This is a genomic window from Pseudomonas sp. PME37.24/006, assembly GCF_055556635.1.
In genome coordinates this window covers 619,483-642,534 of record NZ_JBVHNL010000004.1, presented here as the reverse complement: position 1 = coordinate 642,534, position 23,052 = coordinate 619,483, and the positions used below count along the sequence as shown (strand labels likewise).

Here is a 23,052-nt window from a genome sequence, read left to right as displayed (position 1 = left end):
TCAGCGACTCACGCTTTGAACATGCGCGCATCGTAAGTGAAGTCATAGATGTCGAGGATGTTGATCTGGCTGATGGCCGGATGCAGCGGGTTGATCAGCAGATTGCGTTCCAGCGGCAGCACGGCTGACGGCACGATAAGCCCCAGATGACTGACCGCGCGCAGCCAGGCCGTGCCGAACGCCATGCTCGGGCGGTCGACCGGCAGGGCGTTCCAGCCTTTCGGCAGTTCGTTGGCAGCGGGCTCCCAGTAAAGCGCAGGGTCGTCAGGCAGCTCGAAGCAGGTAATTTTCATCGGCATCGCCGGTGGCCCCTCCGCATGCACGAAGGTTTCCAGGCAGCAGATGGCAGGGGAGAGTCCCATGTACACCGCTGCGACATCCTGCTCGTTCCAGCGCCCGCCTTCGATGGCGGCGCCGCGCCCGGAAAGATCCGTCGCCCGCTTGGCCTTGGCGACACGCCATGCACGCATCAGGCGGCACCACCCCAATCGAGGGCGTTGAGCACCCGGCGAACCTGCTTGGCACCGATTTCCGTTTCGCAGAGCATGATCGGCGCCTGCCCGCCAAGCGACTGATTGACACGCGACATCCAGTCTGCAGCCGCCTGGCGGCTCTCGAATACGTCTTCGGCCAACTGGCAGATCATGGCGATCCGATCCAGGCGCTCCGAGGCGACCGGGTCGAGCAGCTTGTGCTCGCGCCGACGCCGCTCGAGGGTCGAAATCGAGGCGTTGAGGAGGATTTCCAGGCTGCGCTCGGGCAGCGCGAAGGTGGCCTTGACGGCCTGCACCAGGTCGGCGGCGAAGCCATCCCGGATCTGTTGCAGGCGCTCGGCTTCACTGAGCTTTTCACGGCCGGCGCTGAACGCCCAGAAGGCGGCGACCACGGGCGAGTGGTCGTCCTTGCCGTGCTTGGCCTGACGCATTGCGGTAACGGTCATGCTGCCTCCTTCATTTGATTAAAAATAAACGTCAAATGAAGGTTACTCCTTTCTGCTCTCGCTTGCACGCCTGGCTGCTGGACGGCAAAGAGCTACGATTTTGGCTTACGCGGGCCAGTTACAGCTGTTGTAAGCGTCCAGTACCGCCGGGTTTTCCTCGAAATTAAAGGTCTTGCCGGTGCGCAGGTTCTTGTACTGAAAGTCGAACACCACGGCGCCCTGATGGTGAAAGGTGTAGCGCCCGCCGATGCGCTCCTCGTCGGTCAGCACTTCCAGCCAGGTGCTGAGGTATTCCCACGGGCGACCCTCCACCTCATCGACGACTTCGCTGCTTTTGAACACGATCGGCAAGCTGTCGGCTTGGCCGGCATACAGCACCGAGCCTGCACGGCTCCAGTCGCCCTGCTCGGTGGTGAAAAGTGTCAGGCTGAGGCGGATCGGTTTGCCACCGCCCGCCGATTGCAGGCAGCGCACATCGTCTGCCCAGGCTGGCGCGCAGGCGGTAGCCAGCAGCGCAAATGCCAGCAGGTGCCTCACCTGTCGTAACCTTCAGCGATATGCTGATCCTTGAGCTTCACGTAGTTGCCGGCGGTGTAGCTGAAGAAATTGCGCTCCTTGTCGGTCAGTGCCCGCGCCTGTTTCACCGGGCTGCCGACGTACAGGTAACCGCTTTCCAGCACCTTGCCCGGCGGCACCAGGCTGCCGGCGCCGATGATCACGTCGTCCTCGACCACTGCGCCGTCCATCACCGTGCTGCCCATGCCGACCAGGATGCGGCTGCCCAGAGTGCAGCCGTGCAGCATCACCTTGTGGCCGATGGTCACCTCGTCGCCGATGATCAGCGGGAAGCCGTCCGGGTTGAACGGGCCGGCATGGGTGATGTGCAGCACGCTGCCGTCCTGCACGCTGGTGCGTTTGCCGATACGGATGCGGTGCATGTCGCCACGGATCACGGTCAGCGGCCACACGGAGCTGTCTTCACCGATTTCCACATCGCCGATGACCACCGCCGAGGCGTCGACGAATGCGCGCTCGCCAAGCTGCGGGGTGATGGATTGGTAAGTACGAATCGCCACGATAGAACCTCTTAAGCTGCGTCAGGGGTTGATTGTAATTAAGATGGACGCCATATCAGTTGTCAGTCTTCTAAATTCATTCCACCACAGGTACCCGACGTGAGTGTGAACAATCCCCTGCTGCAAGATTTCGACCTGCCGCCGTATTCGACCATCCTGCCCGAGCACGTAGAGCCGGCAGTCGATGCCATCCTCGCCGAAAGCCGTACGGCGGTGGCCGAGCTGCTGGCCAGCCAGGGCAATGCGCCGCGCTGGGAATCGCTGATCGATCCGCTCGACGAGCAGGGTTCGAAGCTGGGCCGCGCTTGGAGCCCGGTCAGCCACCTCAATGCCGTGCGTAACAACCCCGAGCTGCGCGCCGCCTACGAGGCCTGCCTGCCCAAACTCTCCGAGTACTGGACGGAAATGGGCCAGAACCGCGCCCTGTTCCAGGCTTACGAGGCTCTCGCTGCCAGCCCTGAAGCGGCCGGTTTCGACGTGGCGCAGAAGACCATTCTCGAACACGCTCTGCGTGATTTCCGCCTGTCCGGTATCGACCTGCCAGCCGAGCAGCAGAAGCGTTATGGCGAGATCCAGATGAAGCTTTCGGAGCTGGGCAGCCGTTTCTCGAACCAGTTGCTGGATGCTACCCAGGCCTGGAGCAAACACGTCGAGGACGAAAGCCTGCTGGCCGGCATCACCGATTCCGCCAAGGCGCAAATGAAACAGGCTGCCGAGGCCAAAGGGCTGGAAGGCTGGCTGATCACCCTGGAGTTCCCCAGCTATTACGCGGTGATGACCTACGCCGACAACCGCGCCCTGCGCGAAGAGCTGTATGCCGCCTACTCCACCCGTGCCTCGGATCAGGGCCCGAATGCCGGGCAGAACGACAACGGCCCGGTGATGGCCGAGATTCTCGACCTGCGCCAGGAACTGGCGCGTTTGCTCGGCTTCGCCAATTACTCCGAGCTGAGCCTGGCCAGCAAGATGGCCGAGTCCACCGAGCAGGTGCTGAGCTTTTTGCGTGACCTAGCGGTACGCAGCAAACCGTTCGCCGAGCAGGATCTGGCCGAACTCAAGGCCTATGCCGCCGAGCATGGCTGCAACGATCTGCAGAGCTGGGACGTGGGCTACTACAGCGAAAAACTGCGTGAGCAGCGCTACAGCATTTCCCAGGAAATCCTGCGCGCCTATTTCCCCATCGACAAAGTGCTCGGCGGTCTGTTCGCCATCGTCGAGAAGCTCTACGGCATCCAGATCAAGGAGCTTTCCGGCTTCGATACCTGGCACCCGGACGTACGTTTGTTCGAGATTTCCGAAAACGGTCAGCACGTCGGTCGCTTCTTTTTCGACCTGTACGCCCGTGCCAACAAGCGCGGTGGTGCCTGGATGGACGGTGCCCGCGACAAGCGTCGTGCTGCCGGCGGCGAGCTGGTCAGCCCGGTGGCCAACCTGGTGTGCAACTTCACCCCTGCGTCGACCGGCAAGCCGGCCCTGCTGACCCACGATGAAGTCACCACCCTGTTCCACGAATTCGGCCATGGTCTGCATCACCTGCTGACCCGCGTCGAGCATGTCGGGGTTTCCGGCATCAACGGCGTGGCCTGGGATGCCGTCGAGCTGCCGAGTCAGTTCATGGAAAACTGGTGCTGGGAGCCGGAAGGTCTGGCGCTGATCTCCGGGCACTACGAGAGTGGTGAGGCACTGCCTCAGGATCTGCTCGACAAGATGCTCGCTGCCAAGAACTTCCAGTCCGGCCTGATGATGGTGCGTCAGCTAGAGTTCTCGCTGTTCGACTTCGAACTGCATGCCGTTCACGGTGACGGCCGCAGTGTGCTGGAGGTGCTCGAAGGCATCCGTGACGAAGTCTCGGTGATGCGTCCGCCGGCTTACAACCGTTTCCCCAACAGCTTTGCGCACATCTTCGCAGGCGGTTATGCCGCCGGTTACTACAGCTACAAGTGGGCCGAAGTGCTGTCTGCCGATGCCTTCTCGAAGTTCGAAGAAGAGGGCGTGCTCAACCCGCAGACCGGTCGCGCCTTCCGCGAGGCGATCCTGGCCCGTGGTGGCTCTCAGGCGCCGATGGTGCTGTTCGCCGATTTCCGTGGCCGCGAGCCAAGCATCGACGCGTTGCTGCGCCACCTGGGCCTGAGTGCGGAGGCGGCATGAGCGACGACCCTGTGATAACGACCAAGCGCTTCATCGCCGGAGCCGTGTGCCCGGCGTGCAGCGAAATGGACAGCATCAAGATGTGGAACGTCGATGGCGTGCCGCACCGCGAGTGCGTGCAGTGCGGTTATGCCGACACGTTGGACGAGCGCGGCAACTCGGTGGCCAAGGAGCTGCCGACCCGCGTCAACGTCAGTGCCCTGACACCGAAGAAACCGGCCGACCCCAAGGTCAAGGCCGTGCAGTTCTTTCCCAATCCGAAGTTGAAGAAAAGCGACGACTGATAGTCCCGCCGCAATATAAAACGCCGCTCTAGCTAGAGCGGCGTTTTTGTTTACAGGTTGTGCGATCAGGTACGCAGAATCTCGTTGATCGCGCTCTGTTTCGGGCGCATTGCGCTGTACACCTGCCAGAGGATGAACACCAAGGCGATGGCCAGGAAAGAGCCGGAGATGGGGTTGGTGAAGAAGTCCATGAAGTTGCCGTCCGACAACATCAGGCCACGTCGCAGGTTGGTCTCGGCCATCGGCCCGAGGATGAAGCCGATGATGAATGGCGCCGCCGGCATACCGGCTTTGACGAAGCCATAGCCGAGCACACCGAACAGCAGAATCGACCAGACGTCGAACAGGCGGCTGGACAGACCGAAGGCACCTACTACGCAGAGCACCAGGATGATCGGCAGGAGAATGTGCTTGGGCACGTCAAGCAGCTTGATGAACAGACGCAGGCCGTAGAACTCCATGAACAACATCATGAAGGTGGCGACGATCAGCGCGGCGAAGATGGTGTACACCAGCGGGCCCTGGCTGATGAACAGCAGCGGGCCGGGCTGGATGCCGTGGATCAGGAAGCCGCCGAGCATGATCGCGGTGACGGTGTCGCCCGGAATGCCCAGGGTCATCAGCGGCATCATTGCGCCACCGATACCAGCGTTGTTGGCGGTTTCACTGGCGACCACGCCGCCGATGTTGCCCTTGCCGTAGGTGTGGCCGTCTTTGGCGCGTTTCTTGGCGATGATGTAAGCCACCAGGTTCGAGGTGCCAGCGCCGATGCCCGGCAGAATGCCGATACCCAGGCCGATCAGGCCAGAGCGGCCAGCGTTCGGCAGCTGTTCGCGGAACTCCTTGAACGAGAAGCCGAAGCCCTTGATGTTCTTCATGCTGACCGACTTGGCCTTGCCTTGCACCGCATGGCGGCCGGTTTCGGCGAGCTTGATGATTTCGGCCACCGCGAACATGCCGATCATCACCGTGAGCATGGAGAAACCGCCATTCAGCTCGCTGACGCCGAAGGTGAAACGACGAATCGCTTCTACCGGCGCGATGCCCACTGTCGACACGGCAAAACCCAGTGCACCGGCGAACAGCCCTTTGACCATGGAGCCAGCGGACAGCGTGGCGATCAGGGTCAGAGAGAAGATGGCGATGGCGAAATATTCATGCGGGCCGAAGCTCAGGGCGACCTTGGCCAATTGCGGGGCGATGAACATCAGCGCGGCGATGCTGAACAGCGTACCCAGAAAGGAGAACACGATGCCGATGCCCAGCGCCTTGGCGCCATGGCCCTGCTCCATCAACGGGCCACCGTCGAACACCGTGGCGATCGATGAGGGTGTTCCGGGAATTTTCAGCAAAATCGCTGAGATCAACCCCCCCGAGGTGGCACCGATGAACAGTGCGACCAGCAGAGACAGGCCAGCTTGCGGGCCCATGGTAAAGGTCAGTGGAAGGCAAAGCGCTACGGCCATGGTGGCGGATAGGCCCGGCACCGCGCCGAAGACGATACCGACGGCCACGCCGATGGCCATCAGCAGCAATATGTTGATCGAGAAAACGGCACCGAAGCCTTGCTGCAGTAAGTCGAGCATGGTCGATCCTCAGATGAAATTGTTCAGCAGGCCAGCGGGCAACATCAGGTCGAAGGCCTCGCGGAACAGCAGGAAGATGACGGCTGAGCTGATCACCGAGATCAGGAGATAGCTCAGGTGCTTGGCTTTCTGGGTGACCGGCGTCAGGACGAGGAACTGCAGGTACAGATAAACCACGGTCATGATCGGGAAACCCACCGGGCCCAACAACGCCATGTAGCCGAGGATCAGGGCGAGGGTCAGGATCACGGTGCGGGGTTCGATGACGTCCGGTGCCGCTTCTTCAGCGGGCATGTCGGGCAGGTCTCCGGTGCTCGGCGCTGCCGCTTCGGCGGCAGCCGGCTTGCGGGCGAAAGCACTGAGTATCTGCATCGCACCCAGCAGTATCAGCAAGCCCGACAGCAACGCCGGAACAGTGCCCGCGTCTACGCCGTCGTGGCCAGGGAGTTGGTAGGCCATCACCAGGTAGGCGAGGCTGGAGCCGATCATGGCGAGGCCGATGATCAGCTCTTTTTTATTCGGGGTGGTACGCATTTGAAACCTCGAAGAACGAAAGCACAGCGCCGGCTCTCATCCGGCCGGCGCTGTGTCATGACTCACTTGCCTTGGCGCAGAGCATCCTTGAACTGCATGAAATCTTCGCGGGTCTTGGCCAGGATTGCTTTCGAGTCTTCAGTATTGAAGTAGGCAACCGGTTGCTTGAATTTCTTCAGATCCTCGGCGTAGGCGGGCTTCTCGGTGATCTGCTTCATGATATCGGCCATTTTCTTGACGATGGCCGGGTCGGTGCCTTTCGGGAAAGCGACGATGTACGGCTTGTCCAGGGTGATGTCCAGGCCCTGTTCCTTGAGGGTCGGCACGTCCGGGATCAGCGGGTTACGCTCGGCGTTGGGCTGGCCCAGGGCGACCATCTGGCCTCCGCTGACGTAGTCCTGTACGGCGCCGTAGCTCATCGCGCCGAGATCCAGACGACCACCAAGCATGCCGACCACGCGGTCGGATACGGTGCCGCCATCAACCATTTTCAGTTTCGCGCCGCTGAGTTTTTCCAGCTGCAGGCCTTGAACGTGGGAGAAGTTACCCATCTCGGTGCCATAGGTGAGGCTGCCCGGGTTGGCTTTGGACTTCTCGATCAGGTCTTTCATGCTGGTTACGCCGGACTGCTTGGAGGCGACGAATACCGCGCTCTTGTCCACGCCAGCGATGCAGGAAATATCGAAGGTTTCGTAGCTGTCTTCAGTCAGACCACCGACTTCGTTGACGATCATCTGGCCCGGGTGGGTGAAGAGGATGGTGTTGCCATCCGCCGCAGCGCCCTTCACCTGTTCGGCGGCCAGGGTGCCACCACCACCGGCGACGTTGGTCACGACCATGGTCTTGCCGGTGATCTCGTTGAAGTACTTGGCCATCATGCGGGCGTTGAAGTCAGTGTCGCCGCCGGGGTTGGCAATCACGACGACCTGAACCGGCCGAGTCGGCCATTTGACGTCATCAGCGATAGCGACGGAGTGGGCGCTGATGGCACCCATGCCGACCATGGCAGAGAGGAGGGAGGCGCGGAATATTTTTTTCATTGGAGGCTCCGTGGGGTGTAGAAGTCGCTCGGCTTAACCGAGGCAACCGAGTCTTGTAAGTTTTATGAAGGGTGCTGCAGCTCGGCAACCCTGCGTGCGCGGCGCATGGCTAGCAAGGTTGCCGAGTGGATAATCAAGAATAGACGCGCAGGCAGGCGCATGACCTTCTGGCCAGCAGGTGATGCTGGGCGTCAGGAGGCTCAGAGGCATAAAGCGAGCGAACAGGTGGCGGAGCGCGCCAGGCTAGCGGTGCCGAAGCCCGAAAAGCGGGGCAGAGCGTGCTGAACGCGTTGCATGGGTAAGGTCTTGGGCATGACCTGAACCTCGGTATTGTTATTGGAATGTCATATGTTGTCGTATGACTTGGCAAATTAGTACCAAGACGGCAGAGCGCTGTCAACGAAACCCTGAGCGCGGGTGGCCCGATTACATCAGCCGACAAAGGCAGGCGCAGGCGCTTTAGCTCAATACTTTCAAGGATGTTCGAACGGATTTCCATGCCGTTGTACGATAACGTATGACAAAAGTTTTCCCATAACCGTTATGCTCGGGGCTGACTTGGCCTGTGCGCAGGCAGTTTCAACACAAGAATAAGCACAATAAGACCAAGGCTTTCTCATGAGCATTATCTCCTCCATCTGCTGTTGCTACCTGCTTTGAAGCTGACCTCAACGCTGGTTTCCAGTGTCACGTTGCCCTGCAAGGATTTGCCATGACTGCCAGTAAACCCGGGCGGGTGCGCTTCAGCATCGTGGCGATGCTGTTTCTTGTCACTGCAGTAACCTTTGCTGACCGCTCAAGCATGTCGATTGCCGGCGCGGCGTTGCAGGCCGATCTGGGCATCGATGCGGTGACCCTCGGCTACATTTTCTCGGCGTTCGGCTGGGCCTATGTGGTGGCGCAGATTCCCGGTGGCTGGCTGTTTGACCGCTTTGACGTCAAGCGTGTATACGCCATCGCCTTGTTCAGCTGGTCGGTGCTGACCTTCGTGCAAGGTTTCGTGGGCTTTCTCCCGGTTGCGTGGACGGTGGCGTCGCTGTTTCTCCTTCGCGTGGCGGTCGGCCTGGCTGCGGCGCCCTGTTTCCCCGGCAATGCGCGAATCATCGCTGCCTGGTTCCCGACCACCGAACGAGCGACTGCTACCGCCGTTTCAGGTTCGGCGCAGTATTGCTCCACGGCGCTGTTTGCCCCACTGATGGGTTGGGTGGTGCAGACGCTTGGCTGGCAACAGGTATTCATCGTCCTCGGCTGCTTCGGTTTTCTGCTCACGTTCCTGTGGGGGCGGGCGATCCACAGCCCACGGCTGCATCCGCGCATCGGCGTGGCAGAATTCACCCATATCGAGAAGGGTGGCGGGTTGATCGACCTGGCGCCGCCAGCGGGGGCTGGCAAGCGCCAGCAGCGTGGCTACCTGTGGCAATTGCTCGGCCAGCGCACACTGCTTGGGGTCTACGCTGGTCAATATCTGAGCAACGCGACCACCTATTTCCTGCTCACCTGGTTTCCGGTGTATCTGGTGCAAGAGCGTGGCATGACACTGATCGGCGCTGGCTTCGCCGCGGCGTTGCCGGCCATCAGTGGCTTCGTCGGCAGCCTGAGCGGCGGTATGCTCTCGGACGGGCTGGTGCGTCGCGGGCACTCCCTCACCCTCGCGCGCAAGCTGCCGATTGTCACAGGTATGGCGTTGTCGTCCTCCATCGGCCTATGCGTTTTTGCCGACAGCGACGTTGCGGTGCTGGCGTTGATGGCACTGGCCTTCTTCGGCAAGGGGTTCGGCACGTTGGGTTGGACGCTGGTTGCCGATACGTCACCGCGGCAGATCGTCGGCCTGTCGGGCGGGCTGTTCAACACCTTTGGCAACCTGGCAGCGATCACCACCCCGATCGTCGTCGGGTACCTGGTCAATCGCACCGGTTCGTTCGATCTCGGCCTGGCTTACGTTGCCGCCAACTCGCTGCTGGCGGCGCTCTGCTATCTGTTCGTGGTCGGCCGTATCCAGCGTATCGAATTGAAAGATTAAAGCAGCCGATTGAAGAGGAGATACCCATGAGCGGTCTTGATCAGCACTTTCTGCTAGCACTGGAGCAGGTGGTCGGCGAAGCCGGCCTGATCCGCGACAGCGAACGCATGCGCAGCTACCTGAGCGACTGGCGCAATGCCTATCAGGGCCAGGCCGCGCTGGTGGTACGCCCGGCGTGTACCGAGGAAGTCGCCGCTGTGGTGCGGCTGTGCAGCGAAGCGGGTGTGGCACTGGTGCCCCAGGGCGGTAACACCGGTCTCTGTGGCGGCTCCATTCCTGACGACTCGGGTAACCAGGTGGTGCTGTCGCTGACCCGGATGACGCGCATCCGTAACGTCGACCCCGCCAACGAGACCATCACTGTCGAAGCCGGAGTGATTCTCCAGCGTTTGCAGGAGGCTGCTGCCGAAGAGGGGCGCCTATTCCCGCTCTCGCTGGGCGCGGAGGGTAGTTGTACGGTGGGCGGCAACCTGGCCACCAATGCTGGCGGTACCGCTGTACTGCGCTACGGCAACATGCGCGACCTGACCCTGGGCCTCGAAGTGGTGCTGCCCGACGGGCGCATCTGGGATGGCCTGCGCGGCCTACGCAAGGACAACACCGGCTATGACCTCAAGCACCTGTTTATCGGTTCCGAAGGCACCCTGGGCATCATCACAGCGGCCGTGCTCAAGCTGTACCCCGCGGTGCGCAGTTGTACCACCGCCTGGGTCGCACTGCCGAGCCCGCAGGCGGCGGTCGATCTGATCGGGCGCATGCGCGCCCTGTGCGGTGATCGCCTGACCGGTTTCGAGCTGATGTCGCGGCAGAGCGTGGAGTTCGTCCTGCGGCATGTGGCTGGCTGCAACGATCCGTTCGCCGAGGTTCATCCCTGGTATGTGCTGATCGAGCTGAGCGACACGCTGGTCGATGCACCGCTGGCCGAGATGCTGGAGAGCGGCCTGGGCGATGCCTTCGAGCACGGGGAAGCGCTCGATGCGGTGGTCGCCAGCAGCGAGGCGCAAGTCGCGGCCCTGTGGGCGATCCGCGAGGGAATTTCAGAGGCGCAGAACCATGAAGGGCCAAGCCTCAAGCACGACATCAGCGTGCCGGTCAGCAGCATCCCTGCCTTTATCGAAGCCGCCGACCGCCAGCTGCAGGAGTCGTTTGCGGGCGTGCGCATCGTTGCCTACGGTCACGTGGGGGACGGCAACCTGCACTACAACATCAGCAAGCCGCCGGGCAGCGAAGATGCGCCTTTCAAAGCCCAGGCCGAGGCGATCATGCATGTCATCTACGGAGTGACCCGCGATTTTGCCGGCAGCATCAGTGCCGAGCATGGTCTGGGCCAGGCCAAGCGCGAGGCTGCGCGCCATTACAAGCATCCGCTGGAGTTGGAACTGATGCGCAGCATCAAGCAGGCGCTGGATCCCGCAGGGCTGATGAACCCGGGCAAGCTGCTCTGAATCTTCATGTGGAATTCGGGTATGTGCTGGCGGATACTCGCCAGCCTCCTGAGACATGAATAAGGCCGTTTCTCGTGCGCTACCTGCTGTTGCCTCTGCTTGCCATCGCTGTACCTGCGCTGGCCGATGTGCGTATCGACGACCTCACGGCCAAGCGCAGCGACTGGGAGACCTATCGCTTCCCGCTGCTGGTTGGCGCTAGCCCCGCCATCGGACGCATCAACACCTTTCTGCATACCCTCGAGCTGCAGGCGCTTCCCGGGCGTTTCGCCAAATCGCCATTCGAGAACGTGCAGCCTAAAGACGGTGAGATCTGGGGCGTGAACAGCCTCGATTATCAGGTTCTTGGTGAGGGGCCGGGTTATCTGTCCCTGAACATCGAGGGTGAGTCCACGGGCGCCTATACCAGTCAGAGTTCGCGCAGTTACAACTTCGATCTGGCCAGCGGTCGCCCCATCGGTTTGCCGCAACTGCTGACACCGGAGGGGCTGTTGCGTCTGCAAGGCGAAGTGCAGAGCTTGAGGGTCAAGCGCCTGGAGGACTTCCTCAAGGCGCTACCGCCGAGTAAACCCGCTGACCCCGATAACTTGAGTGACGACGAGCAGTGGCTCGAAGGGCAGCGCAACATGTATGCCTACTGCCTGGATACGCGCCGCGACATCAGCCTCGACTATGACCGTGTGCAGCTGGGCACCGATAGCCTGGCTCTGATTGGCGAGGGCTGCGCCAACCACGCCAGCCGTGCCCTTGACGACCTCGGCGAGTTTTCCAACAGTTTCAGCTACCAAGCCCTGAGCGGCGATCTCAGTTCTTACGGACGCTGCCTGTTGCTGGAAAAACGGGGTGATTGTGCGCTGCCGGTCAACAGCACGGCGCAAGGCGTTTACCACGGTACCGTCGGGCGCTATCCGGTCACCCTGGTGATCGAGCAGCTGTATGCCGACCACAGCCTGTCCGCCAGCTACTTCTACGATAGACACGCCAAGTACATCAATCTCGGTGGCGAGCATCAGCAGGACTTCGTCACCCTCCACGAAAGCAGCGAGCCGCCGGCCCGCTTCGAACTCGAGTTCCAGGCCGATGGCAGCCTGAAAGGCACCTGGCAGCAGGGCGACAAGTCAGCGCTGGATGTCCAGCTCACCCCGTGACCTCGGTCGATAAGGAGCACCTATGTGGCATCTGGTATGTGGCGATAACGCCGTAGAAGGCGTAAGCCATGTGATCGGACAGCAGGCTGCCGATGACGGGTTGCGGGTACTGCGTGACGACCTTGCGGTCGGCCCGCTGGGCGATGTCGACGCGCCGCCCTGTGAGGCCCGCGTAGCGTTCTGGAGCGCAGTGTGGCCCGAGGGCGTAACGCCAGCTCCAGATTTCGCTGCCGGGCTACCCGCCGATGCGCAGTGGATCACTGACCTTGCACAGCAGGCGCGCCCTGTCACCGTCTGGCACGGCGACAGTGCCAGCGAGCAACTGCTGCTGGCGCGGGTGGCACATGCGCTGGAGGGCAGTGATGTGCTGTTGCTTGAGGTGTCTTGCGGCACCGGTAACAGCTGGGTGCAGAGCCGCAAGGCGGTTGCCATGCACGCACCGCAGGCGCTATTCGCCCTGGCCAAGCCTCGCCCGGTCGAGCCAGCGCGTCGTGCAGCGCTGGCCGCACAGTGGCGCGCCGTGCTGGCCGATGGCGGTCACGTTCATCGTTGGCAGACAGGCGTTTTCACCGCAGAGGACTATCAGCTCATCGACGCTGCTCTGCTGCGCCACGCCGGCCCCGAGCCCAAGCCGCTGGCCCGCGTCATGGCTGACGTGATGGCGCGTACCGACGGCTTCTTCGCCAGCGATTACTTCCTGTTCTGGCGCGCCCGCGAACTGGCCGCAGCAGGCCAGCTGGTGCTCAGCGGCGAGCTGGGCGAGCATGGCTATTCATCGTTGCAAGTGCGTCGCGGCTGCTAATTCAGCCGCGAAAGAACTCCCCCGGCGTGGCGCCGAACTGCTGGCGGAATGCGGCGATAAAGGCCGAGGTAGAGTCGTAGCCGCAGAGCAGGGCCACGTCGGTGACGCGCTGACCTTGTTCCAGCGGCGTCAGGGCGCCGAGCAGGCGCAGGCGTTGGCGCCATGCGCGGAAGGTCAGCCCGGTGTCGCGCAGGAACAGGCGGCTCAAGGTCTTTTCCGAAACGCCGAGGCTTTCGCCCCAGGCTGCCAGCGTTTGGTCGTCGTCCGGTCTTTTCTGCAGGCGTTCGCACAACGTTTGCAGGCGCGGGTCGCTCGGCAGCGGTAACGACAGGTGCACTTCGGGCGCCGTGCGCAAGCGGTCGAGTAGTACCTGGGCAAGGCGACCGTCCGGCCCCGCCTCGTCGTATTCGACCGGCAGTTCACAGAAGCTGCGGATCAGCTCGCGGGTCAGTGCGTCTACGCCAAGTACACGGCAACTGCCGGGCAGTGGGTCGATTGAGCTGTCGTCCAGGTAGAGGCTGCGCATTTCGGTGTTGGGCGAACTCAGCACTTCATGTTCCAGCCCTGCGGGAATCCAGATGGCCCGCTGCGGCGGCGCCACGAAGCTGCCGACTGCGGTGCGCACATGCAGCACGCCCTGGATGGCATAGGTCAGTTGTACCCAGGCGTGACTATGTCGAGGCGTACCGGTCTGCTGGCGTAGCGACTCGTTGCGCGCATAGAGCGGCCGCGGCAGGCATTCAAGCTGCGGCACGCTGCGCTCGGCAATCGAGTTTTGTCCGTTAGGCGACATGATCTGGCTTTATGGCGTTAGTCGGCAATTGCAGCTCAGAGTAGAGTGGGCGCCTTTCTATGGCAACTGCTTGCCTTCGTCCGCTCGGAATTCTGCCCATGGCCCGCTCCCGTCTGCTGCCCGATAATTTTACGCTGACCCTTATCGCGGTGGTCGCCCTCGCCACCTTCCTGCCCGTTAGCGGCAACGCTGCCGTGGCCTTCGGCTGGATCACCAATCTGGCCATCGCCCTGTTGTTCTTCATGCACGGTGCCAAGCTGTCGCGTGAAGCCATCGTCGCCGGGGCCGGCCACTGGCGCCTGCACCTGCTGGTGTTCAGTTGCACTTTCATCCTGTTTCCGTTGCTGGGTCTGGCACTCAAGCCGCTGCTGTCGCCGATGATCGGCACCGAGCTGTACCTGGGCATGCTCTACCTGTGCGCCCTGCCGGCCACTGTGCAGTCGGCCATCGCGTTCACTTCGCTGGCGCGCGGCAACATTCCTGCAGCGATCTGCAGCGCGGCCGCCTCCAGCTTGTTCGGCATTTTCCTCACGCCGTTGCTGGTGGCACTGCTGATGGACGTGCACGGCAGCGGCGGTTCGCTACTCGATGCCATCGGCAAGATCACCCTGCAACTGCTGGTGCCTTTCATCCTTGGCCAGATCGCCCGCCGCTGGATCGGTGCCTGGGTCGGCCGCAACAAGAACTGGCTCAAGTATGTCGATCAGAGCTCGATCCTGCTGGTGGTCTACACCGCTTTCAGTGCGGCAGTGGTCGAAGGGCTGTGGAATCAGGTGTCCTGGCCAACTCTGGCGGCCCTGGTGTTCGCCTGCTGTCTGCTGCTCGCTCTCGCGTTGGGTATCACCGCGCTGCTCGGCAAGTGGTGCGGCTTCAATATGGAAGACCGCATCACCATCCTATTCTGCGGGTCGAAAAAGAGTCTGGCCACCGGCGTACCCATGGCCCAGGTGCTGTTCGCCGGCAGCAGCATTGGCCTGATGATTCTGCCAATGATGCTGTTCCATCAGATTCAGCTGATGGTCTGCGCGGTGCTGGCCCAGCGCTATGCCAAGCGGCTCGACCCGGCTGTGCCGAGCGAAAACAAGGTGGCCGTGAATTGAGCCGTTGCAGGCTGCTCAAGGCTTCACTGCTGTTGATCGCTTTGCTGCCGGCCCTGCCGGCTCATGCCTGGGTCAGGGTGACGCCGGAGTTCGCCGATCAGCCAGTGGGCGCCAGCAGTTACTACGGTATGGTGTTGACGGTGGCACCATTCATCACCACCACATTACCCGGTGATGGCACTGAAATGACCGAGGCGGCATCCGAAGAAAGCAGCAGCATCGACCAGAAGCTGAAGCTGGCTCGAGACGATGCAGCGGCCTTTGTCGGTAGCCACGGGCAGATTCGGGGCGTGATGCTGGAGGCGGCGCTTGAGGTGCTGCTGCAGCGCACGGCGTATGCCCATTACAGCGATCTGCAACTGGCAGAAGCACTGCTGGCCTACCAATCAAACGGCAGTTTCTGAGTACTTTCACGATCTGCGCCTACCCTGCTGGGTAGGCGCGTCGCCGTTAGTCTTTGTTCGGTTGATCCTGTGGGTCATCCTCGCGGATGCGGTACCACGCCACATACAGGGCCGGCAGGAACAGCAGGGTCAGTAGTGTGGCGCTGAAGATGCCGCCGATCATGGCGTAGGCCATCGGCCCCCAGAACACCTCGCGGGCGATGGGAATCATGCCCAGGCTGGCGGCGGCGGCGGTGAGTAGAATCGGCCGGCGGCGGTGCTGGGTGGCGTCGATCACGGCCTGCCACGGCGAGTCGCCGGCTCGCTCGAACTCGTCGATCTGGGTCACCAAAATCACCGAGTTACGGATGATGATGCCGATCAGCGCGAGAATGCCGAGGATCGCCACGAAGCCCATGGGCGTGCCGGTGGGCACCAGCGCCAGCACCACGCCGATCAGCCCCAGGGGCGCCACGCTGAATACCAGGAAGGTCTTCGCCACGCTGTGCAGCTGGATCATCAGGAAAGTGGCCATCAGGAACAGCATCAGTGGCAGCACGCTGGCGATGGGGCCCTGGGCCTTGCCGCTTTCTTCCACCGTGCCGCCGGTGGCGACGCTGTAGCCAGTGGGTAACTCGTCCGAGAATTTCTGGATATCCGGCGCCAGATCGGCGACCAGATCGGTCGGCTGGATCTCGCTGACCACGGCGGCCTTGAGGGTGATGGTCGGCTTGCGGTCGCGGCGCCATACCAGCGGCTGCTCCAGCTCGTAGCCCACGGTGGCGAACGCGCGCAGCGGAATGGCCACGCCGCTTGGGGTGACTATCTGCAGGTTTTCCAGGGTCTGCGGCGAACTGCGTTCGCTGTCTTCGGCCCGGCCGATCACGTCGATCAGGTAGATGTCGTCCTTGACCTGGGTGACCGTGGTGCCGCTGACGATGCTGTTCAGCAGGTTGGCGACATCTTCCGAGGACAGCCCGAACTGGCGCGCCTTGTCCTGGGCGATGTCGATGCGCAGCACCTTGCCCGGCTCGTTCCAGTCGTAGACCATTTCGCCGATGTCCGGATTTTTGTCCAGCAGCGCCGCCAGTTCCAGGGCGTGCTTGCGCACCTGGTCGACATCCGCCCCGCTGATCCGGTACTGGATCGGCCGACCCACCGGTGGGCCCATCTCCAGTGGCTGGACGAAGCTGCCGATGCCGACGAAGTCCTCGCGCAGGCGTTTCTTCAGTTTGCCGACCAGCCGATCACGGGCGTCGATGTCCTGGCTGACGATCACGAGTTGGGCGTAGAACGGATTCTGCAGTTGCTGATCCAGCGGCAGGTAGAAGCGCAGCGCGCCCTGGCCGATGTAGGTGCTCCAGCGAGCGATGTCCGGGTCGTCCTTGAGGCTGGCTTCGAGGCGGTCGACCTGGGCGCGGGTTTCGTTGATCGAGGCGTTCTGCGGCAGATTCAGGTCGACGAGAATCTCCGGGCGATCCGACGCGGGGAAGAACTGGCTCTGCACCAGGGTCATGCCTGCCAGGGAGGCGGCGAACATCGCTATAGTCAGGCCGATCGTCCACCAACGGTGCCGCATGGCCAGCAGCAGGCCCTTGTCGAAGGTGCGGGCGATGCGTCCCGGGCCGCTTTCCTTGGCCTTCATGCGTTTGGGCAGGATGTGCACGGCGATCACCGGGGCGAACACCACCGCCACCAGCCAGGACAGCGACAGCGCCACGGCGATCACCGCGAACAGGGTGAAGGTGTACTCGCCGGCGGAGCTGGCGTTGAGGCCGATGGGCACGAAGCCGGCCACCGTCACCAGGGTACCGGTGAGCATCGGAAACGCCGTGGAGGTGTAGGCGAAGGTGCCGGCGTCGTGAAGTGAGTCGCCCTTTTCCAGGCGGGTGACCATCACTTCCACGGTGATCATGGCGTCATCGACCATCAACCCGAGGGCGATGATCAGCGCCCCCAGGGAAATCCGCTGCATGGTGATGCCGCTGTATTCCATGAACATGAAGACCATGGCCAGCACCAGCGGGATCGAGCAGGCGACCACCAGGCCGGCGCGAATGCCGAGGCTGACGAAGCTCACCAGCATGACGATCAGCACCGCTTCGAACAGGGCGCGGGTGAAGCCGCTGACGGCTTCCTCCACCACTTCGGCCTGGTCGGACACCACATGCACGCCAACGCCCACCGGCAGGTCGGCGGTCAGCTCATCCATTTTCGCGTGCAGGGCCTTGCCGAAGGTCTGGATATTGCCGCCGTCGCGCATGGCGATGGCCAGGCCGATGGCCGGCTTGCCGTCGAAGCGGAACAACGATTGCGGCGGGTCGACGTAGTCGCGGCTGATCTCGGCGATATCGGTCAGCCGATAGAAGCGGTCATCCAGGCGCAGGTTGACGTTGCGCAGGTCGGCTTCCGAGGCGAACTGGCCGCTGGTGCGTACGGAAATGCGCTCCGGACCGGCCTCGATCACCCCGGAGGGCGTTACCGCGTTCTGTGCCTGCAGGCTCTGGATCACCTGGCTCTGATCGATGCCCAGGGCAGCCAGTTTGCGGGTCGAGAAATTGAGGTAGAACACTTCGTTTTGCTGGCCGACCATCTGCACCTTGCCGAGGTCGGGCACGCTGCGGATCTCGGCGCGCACCCGTTCGACGTAGTCGCGCAGGGCACGCATGCTCAGGCCATCGCCGGTGAAGGCATAGATGGAGCCGAACACGTCGCCGAATTCGTCGTTGAACGACGGGCCCTGCAGGCCCTGGGGGAACTCGCCGCGAATGTCGTCGATCTTCTTGCGCACCTGGTACCAGATGCCGTCGATGTCGCCGGCCTTGGTGGTGTCGCGCAGGAACACCATGACGGTCGATTCACCGGGCCGCGTGTAGCTCTTCACGTAGTCCAGAGAGTCCAGTTCCTCGAGCTTCTTCTCGATGCGGTCGGTGACCTGGGTGAGGGTTTCGTCCACCGTGGCGCCCGGCCAGCGGGTCTGGATGACCATGGTCTTGATGGTGAAGGAGGGGTCTTCCTCGCGACCCAGGTTCATGTAGGAGATCACCCCCATGAGCAGGGACACGAACATCAGGTACCAGACGAACGACTGATGCCGCAGCGCCCAGTCGGAGAGGTTGAAGCCGTTCTTGCGCGGCGCCTGCTGGTTCATGGTGCCACGCCCTCATCGATGCGTACTGCCTGGCCGTCCTTGAGCTCGCTCAAGCCGGCGCTGACTACTTTGTCGCCAGGCGCCAGGCCCTCGACGCTGATCTGTTCTCCCTCGCGGCCGACTACCTGCACGGCGCGCGGGTGCACGGTTTTCGCTGCCGTATCGATGACCCACACGCGGCTCTGGCCGTCGACTTCCTGCAGGGCGCTGGCTGGCAGCAGGCTGCGCGGTTTCTGTTCGCGGGTCAGGCTGACGGCCACCGCGGTGCCCAGGCGCAGGCCGGGTGGGGTGTCTTCCAGGCTCAGGCGGGCGCGCCGGGTACGGGTCGCGGCGTCGGCGCGGGGGCCCAGCTCGCGCAGTTGGCCGCGGGTGGCAATGCTCGGGTCGAGCTGGGAGGCGATATTGAACTGCACTTGGTCGTCGAGGGCATCAGCCAGCTCCACGGGCAGGTCGAAAACCGCTTCCTTGACGTCGGGACGAGCCAGCGTCACCACTTCCTGCCCGGCACCGACCACCTGGCCAGCCTCCACGTGCCAGGCCGTCACCACCGCGTCGAATTCGCTGCTCAGGCTGCCGTAGGCGAGTCGGTCGCGGGCCTGGCGGGTGGCGGCTGCGGCCTGGTCGCGGCTGCTGCGCGCGCTGCTCAGTTCGGTCTGCGCCTGCTCCAGCACGGCCTTGGCGCCGACCCCTCGGTCGAACAGTTCCTGCTGGCGCCGCGCATTGGCCTGGGCGTTGATCCACTGCGCCTCGCTACGTGCCTGGTCACCTTCGCTGGCGCGCAGGGCATTCTGTTGATCGGTGGGGTCGAGGGTGGCCAGGATTGTTCCGGCCTTCACTTCGGCACCGGCATCCACCAGGCGCTGGGCGACGCGACCGCCAACCCGGAAGCCCAGGGTGCTCTGCACCCGAGCCTCGATGGTGCCGGCGAAGCGGCCAAGAACCTGCTGGTTCTGCTGTTGCACCTCGGTGTACAGCACCGGGCGGATCGGCTCGGGCTTCTCTTCCTCTGCGCAGCCTGCCAGGAGCAGTGCGGTGAGCAGGGCGATACCTATAGAGCGCTTCATGGCTGATCCTTCTGCTCGCGCGCTTCGGCGATTTCCACTTTCTGGCCCGGATGCAGCAGTTGACCGCCGGCGACCACCACGCGATCGCCATCTTGCAGGCCGCCGCGGATGATCACCTTGTCGGTCAGGTAGCGGCCGACCTGCACGGGATGCAACTGCGCGGTATTGTCATCCCCCAGCCGCCACACTGCCGGCTCGTGCTCGGCCTTGGTGAGTGCCGACCAGGGTAGCTCGACGCTGTGACTGGCCGGGTTGCGCACATGCGCACTGACCGTCGCCCCCAGGGTCATCGCTGCCGGTACCTGCTCCAGGCCGACTTTGACCTGCACCGTGCCGCTCTGCGCCGAGACCTGAGGGTTGACCTCGCGAACCTTGCCTTCGGCGCTGACATCCGGGTTGTCCAGCAGGCTGACGCGCAGTGCCTGGCCAGGCTCGACCAGCAGCGCTTCAAAAACGTTGAACACCGCGTCGCGTTCACCTTCACGGGCCAGGCCGAAGATTGGCGTAGCTGCCTGCACGACCTGGCCGACTTCGGCCTGGCGGGCGGTGATCACCCCGTCGCTCTCTGTGCGCAGTTCGGTGTAACCACTTTGTTCGCGGGCATCGGCCAGCTGTGCTTCGGCTGCGGCCAGGCTGTTGCGTGCGCTACGGTCGCTGGCCAGGGCGCTGTCGTATTCGCTGCGACTGGTGTAGCCCTTGGGCAGCAGTTGCTGCTGGCGCCAGAGGTTGGCGGCGCTCAGTTTCACCTGAGCCCGTGCGGCTTCGGCGGCGGCCTCGGCGGAGCGCACCGCGTTGCGTTGATCCTGCGGGTCGAGGCGTGCCAGCACCTGGCCGGCCTGCACGCTGTCACCGACATCGACCAGGCGCTCGGTGATCTTGCCGCCGATACGGAACGACAGGTCGGTCTGCACCCGTGCCTGGATATCGCCGGTCAGCGTGGCATCGGCCGCGTAGTCGATCTGGCTCACGGTCGCCACCTTGACCCGTGGATGCTGCGGCTCAGGTGGTGCCTCATCGGCACAGCCAGCCAGCAGCGCGAAAGCCAGCGAGGCCGCGGCGATGCGAGGCGAGGCGAAGATCGATACGGGCGGCATGGAGGCTCCGGCACGGCAGGAAGCGAAGGTGTGTGCAGATGCGACCGCGGCAGGCGACGAACGGTTCAGGCAACCTCATAGGGTCTGCACCCGTTTCGGCACGAGCGCGCCGACGAAGGTGGCTTGTGCAGAGGCAGTCAAAACGAATACTGTGTTTATATACAGTTATCGAGCCTGCACCATGAACCCGACTTCAGCCCCGCGCGGGCGCGGCACCGCCAGCAAGCCTAACAACCGCTTTGCGCCCACCAGCAGTGAGGCCGAGGACGATGGTTGGTATCAGGAACAGACGCCGTTGACCTTCGTCACTGAAGTCCGTCAGGAGTTGGCGAAGACGGTGATCAGCCGCAACAGCTCGCCGGATGTTGGCTTCGACCGTTCGGTGAATCCCTATCGAGGCTGCGAGCATGGCTGTATCTATTGTTTCGCTAGGCCCAGCCACGCGTATTGGGATCTGTCGCCAGGCATCGATTTCGAGACCAAGCTGATCGCCAAGACCAACCTCGCCGAGCGTCTCGAAGAACAACTGAGCAAGCCCGGTTACGTGCCGAAGCCCATCGCGCTGGGCATCAACACCGATGGCTATCAGCCGATCGAGCGTGAGCACCAGTTGACGCGCCAGGCCCTGGAGATTCTTCTGCGCTATCGCCATCCGGTCAGCATCATCACCAAGAGCGCGCTGATTCTTCGCGACCTCGATCTGCTCGAGGAGCTGGCCAGCCTCAATCTGGTCAGCGTGGCCTTCAGCGTCACCACCCTGGACGACGAGCTCAAGCGCATCATGGAGCCGCGTACCGCGACGCCGAAGGCGCGCCTGCGGGCCATGCGTACCCTGCACGAGCACGGCGTGCCGGTGGGCCTGATGGCGGCGCCGATGATTCCGATGATCAATGACATGGAGCTGGAGCGCCTGCTCGAGGCCGGGCGTGAGGCGGGGGCGAGCTCGGCCGGCTACGTGTTGCTGCGTTTACCGCTGGAGATCGCCGGGCTGTTCGAGGAGTGGCTACAGAGCCATTTTCCCGAGCGGGCCGAGCACGTGATGAGCCTTATCCGCCAGTCCCGCGGTGGGCAAAATTACGACAGTCGCTTTGGCGCGCGGATGAAGGGTGAAGGCCACTTTGCCGAACTGTTGGCCCAGCGCTTTCGACTGGCCCGCCGACGTTATGGGTACGACGGTACGAAGCGAGCGGTTCTGGACTGCTCGCTGTTTGCACCACCCGGACAGCAGATGGGGCTGTTCTGACGACCTTCGTCGTTGCTGGAATTCCCGGGTGTCGCTGCGCTCGACCCGGGCTACGGGTTTGGCGGCTGGCGGCTGGCGCTGCGTAGCCTGGCGTTGAGCGAAGCGATACCCAGGACAAGGTTTGTGGACAAAAACTGGCTGAAGGGATGCTTGCACTCACCCGCCGGGCGGAGATTTGTCACCCAGACGTGCCTTGAATCATCCTGGCACAGTCCAAGCCTTCGACCACTTGTCGACAACCCTGCCGACTGGGAAGCTTGTGCACTGTCATAGGCTTCGCCCCCATCCGTAAACGAGGTAACGCTATGCCTGGTAATCGTCGTTCTGCCGATGGCAAATCCGAGAAAAACGCCGCTTCCGCCGCCGAAGCGCTGGATCATCTGGTCGATGGCTTCTTGCGCTTTCGCCAGGATGTTTTCCCGCAGCAGCAGGCGCTGTTCAAGAAGCTGGCCCACGCTCAGTCGCCGCGCGCCATGTTCATCACCTGCGCCGATTCGCGCATCGTTCCCGAGCTGATCACCCAGAGCGAGCCGGGCGATCTGTTCGTGACTCGCAACGTCGGTAACGTGGTGCCGCCCTACGGGCAGATGAACGGTGGCGTTTCCACCGCCATCGAATACGCCGTGGCGGCATTGGGCGTTCAGCACATCATCGTCTGCGGTCACTCCGACTGCGGCGCGATGAAAGCGGTGCTCGACCCGGCTACCCTGGAGCGCATGCCCACGGTAAAAGCCTGGCTGCGCCACGCCGAAGTCGCCAAGACGGTCGTCGCCGACAACTGCGGTTGTGCCGATCACACCACCCTCGGCGTGCTCACCGAAGAGAACGTGGTCGCCCAGCTCGACCACTTGCGTACCCACCCCTCGGTAGCCTCGCGCCTCGCCGCCGGGCAGCTGTTCATCCACGGCTGGGTGTACGACATCGAAAGCTGCCAGATCAAGGCTTACGACTCCGAAACCGGCGAGTTCCGCCAGATTGGCGACGGTCCGCTGCCGATGGCGACGCCGCGTGCTCGTTATCCACAGGGTTGAGCTTGTCTGCCCGTTGAGGGTTGCGTAGTGGGGCTGCAATAAGGCGATAGCGGACGGTGAGCAGAGCTTTTGTGGGAGAGGCTTTAGCCTCGATTTTGCCTAGCTAGGCGTAAAGAGCTCGCGGCTAAAGCGGATCGCCGCCCGGCCCCTCCCACGAGATCGCGGCCGTC

Annotated in this window: 21 protein-coding genes; 10 read left to right on the top strand and 11 right to left on the bottom strand. The window is 62.9% G+C overall.

What is annotated here, in order from left to right:
- Window positions 1–8: 8 nt before the first annotated feature.
- The 4 genes from ACZ3GY_RS19055 to ACZ3GY_RS19040 form a co-directional block, all read right to left on the bottom strand.
- A complete protein-coding gene (locus ACZ3GY_RS19055; RefSeq protein ID WP_465911590.1) occupies window positions 9–470 on the bottom strand; it encodes an RES family NAD+ phosphorylase in 462 nt (153 codons plus the stop codon).
- Window positions 470–940, bottom strand: coding sequence for an Xre family toxin-antitoxin system antitoxin (locus ACZ3GY_RS19050; protein ID WP_465911589.1), 471 nt, complete (start codon window positions 938–940; stop codon window positions 470–472). The genes ACZ3GY_RS19055 and ACZ3GY_RS19050 overlap by 1 nt, the downstream gene beginning before the upstream one ends.
- A 105-nt stretch (window positions 941–1,045) precedes the next feature.
- The gene (locus ACZ3GY_RS19045) at window positions 1,046–1,477 is read right to left on the bottom strand and encodes a hypothetical protein (protein WP_465911588.1); all 432 of its coding nucleotides are present in this window, start codon (window positions 1,475–1,477) and stop codon (window positions 1,046–1,048) included.
- On the bottom strand, window positions 1,474–2,016 hold the full coding sequence (locus ACZ3GY_RS19040) for a gamma carbonic anhydrase family protein (protein WP_465911587.1): 543 nt from the start codon (window positions 2,014–2,016) through the stop codon (window positions 1,474–1,476). The genes ACZ3GY_RS19045 and ACZ3GY_RS19040 overlap by 4 nt, the downstream gene beginning before the upstream one ends.
- A 99-nt stretch (window positions 2,017–2,115) precedes the next feature.
- Here ACZ3GY_RS19040 and prlC point away from each other — a divergent pair, with 99 nt between their 5' ends.
- Window positions 2,116–4,164 carry an oligopeptidase A gene (prlC, locus tag ACZ3GY_RS19035; protein ID WP_465911586.1) on the top strand — a complete coding sequence of 683 codons (2,049 nt, stop codon included), beginning with the start codon at window positions 2,116–2,118 and terminating at the stop codon, window positions 4,162–4,164.
- A complete protein-coding gene (locus ACZ3GY_RS19030; protein ID WP_465911585.1) occupies window positions 4,161–4,448 on the top strand; it encodes a YheV family putative zinc ribbon protein in 288 nt (95 codons plus the stop codon). Before prlC ends, ACZ3GY_RS19030 begins: the two co-directional genes overlap by 4 nt.
- Before the next feature lie 65 nt (window positions 4,449–4,513).
- Here ACZ3GY_RS19030 and ACZ3GY_RS19025 read toward each other — a convergent pair whose 3' ends face one another.
- The 3 genes from ACZ3GY_RS19025 to ACZ3GY_RS19015 all read right to left on the bottom strand — a co-directional run bounded on the left by ACZ3GY_RS19025 (window position 4,514) and on the right by ACZ3GY_RS19015 (window position 7,608).
- Complete coding sequence (locus tag ACZ3GY_RS19025) at window positions 4,514–6,034, bottom strand: tripartite tricarboxylate transporter permease (RefSeq protein ID WP_463562866.1); 1,521 nt, start codon at window positions 6,032–6,034, stop codon at window positions 4,514–4,516.
- Window positions 6,035–6,043: 9 nt separating this feature from the next.
- On the bottom strand, window positions 6,044–6,568 hold the full coding sequence (locus tag ACZ3GY_RS19020) for a tripartite tricarboxylate transporter TctB family protein (protein ID WP_463562865.1): 525 nt from the start codon (window positions 6,566–6,568) through the stop codon (window positions 6,044–6,046).
- A 62-nt stretch (window positions 6,569–6,630) separates the two neighbouring features.
- Complete coding sequence (locus ACZ3GY_RS19015) at window positions 6,631–7,608, bottom strand: tripartite tricarboxylate transporter substrate binding protein (protein ID WP_465911584.1); 978 nt, start codon at window positions 7,606–7,608, stop codon at window positions 6,631–6,633.
- A 712-nt stretch (window positions 7,609–8,320) separates the two neighbouring features.
- Here ACZ3GY_RS19015 and ACZ3GY_RS19010 point away from each other — a divergent pair.
- From ACZ3GY_RS19010 to ACZ3GY_RS18995, 4 genes are all read left to right on the top strand, one after another.
- Window positions 8,321–9,628 (top strand): MFS transporter, encoded by a 1,308-nt coding sequence (locus ACZ3GY_RS19010; protein WP_465911583.1) that lies wholly within the window; start codon window positions 8,321–8,323, stop codon window positions 9,626–9,628.
- A gap of 26 nt (window positions 9,629–9,654) precedes the next feature.
- A complete protein-coding gene (locus ACZ3GY_RS19005; RefSeq protein WP_465911582.1) occupies window positions 9,655–11,073 on the top strand; it encodes an FAD-binding oxidoreductase in 1,419 nt (472 codons plus the stop codon).
- Between the two features lie 74 nt (window positions 11,074–11,147).
- On the top strand, window positions 11,148–12,221 hold the full coding sequence (locus ACZ3GY_RS19000; RefSeq protein ID WP_465911581.1) for a hypothetical protein: 1,074 nt from the start codon (window positions 11,148–11,150) through the stop codon (window positions 12,219–12,221).
- A 22-nt stretch (window positions 12,222–12,243) separates the two neighbouring features.
- The gene (locus ACZ3GY_RS18995; RefSeq protein ID WP_465911580.1) at window positions 12,244–13,023 is read left to right on the top strand and encodes a DUF1835 domain-containing protein; all 780 of its coding nucleotides are present in this window, start codon (window positions 12,244–12,246) and stop codon (window positions 13,021–13,023) included.
- Between the two features lies 1 nt (window position 13,024).
- Here ACZ3GY_RS18995 and ACZ3GY_RS18990 read toward each other — a convergent pair whose 3' ends face one another.
- Window positions 13,025–13,816, bottom strand: coding sequence for an AraC family transcriptional regulator (locus ACZ3GY_RS18990; protein ID WP_465911579.1), 792 nt, complete (start codon window positions 13,814–13,816; stop codon window positions 13,025–13,027).
- Between the two features lie 98 nt (window positions 13,817–13,914).
- Here ACZ3GY_RS18990 and ACZ3GY_RS18985 point away from each other — a divergent pair, with 98 nt between their 5' ends.
- Entirely contained in the window at window positions 13,915–14,916 is a 1,002-nt protein-coding gene (locus ACZ3GY_RS18985; RefSeq protein ID WP_463562858.1) for a bile acid:sodium symporter family protein, read from the top strand.
- Window positions 14,913–15,320, top strand: coding sequence for a DUF2388 domain-containing protein (locus ACZ3GY_RS18980; RefSeq protein ID WP_465911578.1), 408 nt, complete (start codon window positions 14,913–14,915; stop codon window positions 15,318–15,320). The genes ACZ3GY_RS18985 and ACZ3GY_RS18980 overlap by 4 nt, the downstream gene beginning before the upstream one ends.
- 46 nt (window positions 15,321–15,366) lie before the next feature.
- Here the strand turns inward: ACZ3GY_RS18980 and ACZ3GY_RS18975 are convergent, their stop codons facing one another.
- Genes ACZ3GY_RS18975 through ACZ3GY_RS18965 form a run of 3 tightly spaced genes read right to left on the bottom strand, consistent with a single transcriptional unit; the run spans window position 15,367 to window position 20,608 of the window.
- Complete coding sequence (locus tag ACZ3GY_RS18975) at window positions 15,367–18,450, bottom strand: efflux RND transporter permease subunit (protein WP_465911577.1); 3,084 nt, start codon at window positions 18,448–18,450, stop codon at window positions 15,367–15,369.
- Window positions 18,447–19,514 carry an efflux RND transporter periplasmic adaptor subunit gene (locus ACZ3GY_RS18970; RefSeq protein ID WP_465911576.1) on the bottom strand — a complete coding sequence of 356 codons (1,068 nt, stop codon included), beginning with the start codon at window positions 19,512–19,514 and terminating at the stop codon, window positions 18,447–18,449. The genes ACZ3GY_RS18975 and ACZ3GY_RS18970 overlap by 4 nt, the downstream gene beginning before the upstream one ends.
- Window positions 19,511–20,608, bottom strand: a complete 1,098-nt coding sequence (locus ACZ3GY_RS18965) for an efflux RND transporter periplasmic adaptor subunit (RefSeq protein WP_465911575.1) — start codon at window positions 20,606–20,608, stop codon at window positions 19,511–19,513. The genes ACZ3GY_RS18970 and ACZ3GY_RS18965 overlap by 4 nt, the downstream gene beginning before the upstream one ends.
- 181 nt (window positions 20,609–20,789) lie before the next feature.
- Here ACZ3GY_RS18965 and ACZ3GY_RS18960 point away from each other — a divergent pair, with 181 nt between their 5' ends.
- Both ACZ3GY_RS18960 and ACZ3GY_RS18955 read left to right on the top strand, forming a co-directional pair.
- Window positions 20,790–21,851, top strand: a complete 1,062-nt coding sequence (locus tag ACZ3GY_RS18960) for a PA0069 family radical SAM protein (RefSeq protein ID WP_465911574.1) — start codon at window positions 20,790–20,792, stop codon at window positions 21,849–21,851.
- Between the two features lie 305 nt (window positions 21,852–22,156).
- On the top strand, window positions 22,157–22,882 hold the full coding sequence (locus ACZ3GY_RS18955) for a carbonic anhydrase (protein ID WP_225837125.1): 726 nt from the start codon (window positions 22,157–22,159) through the stop codon (window positions 22,880–22,882).
- Window positions 22,883–23,052: the final 170 nt, after the last annotated feature.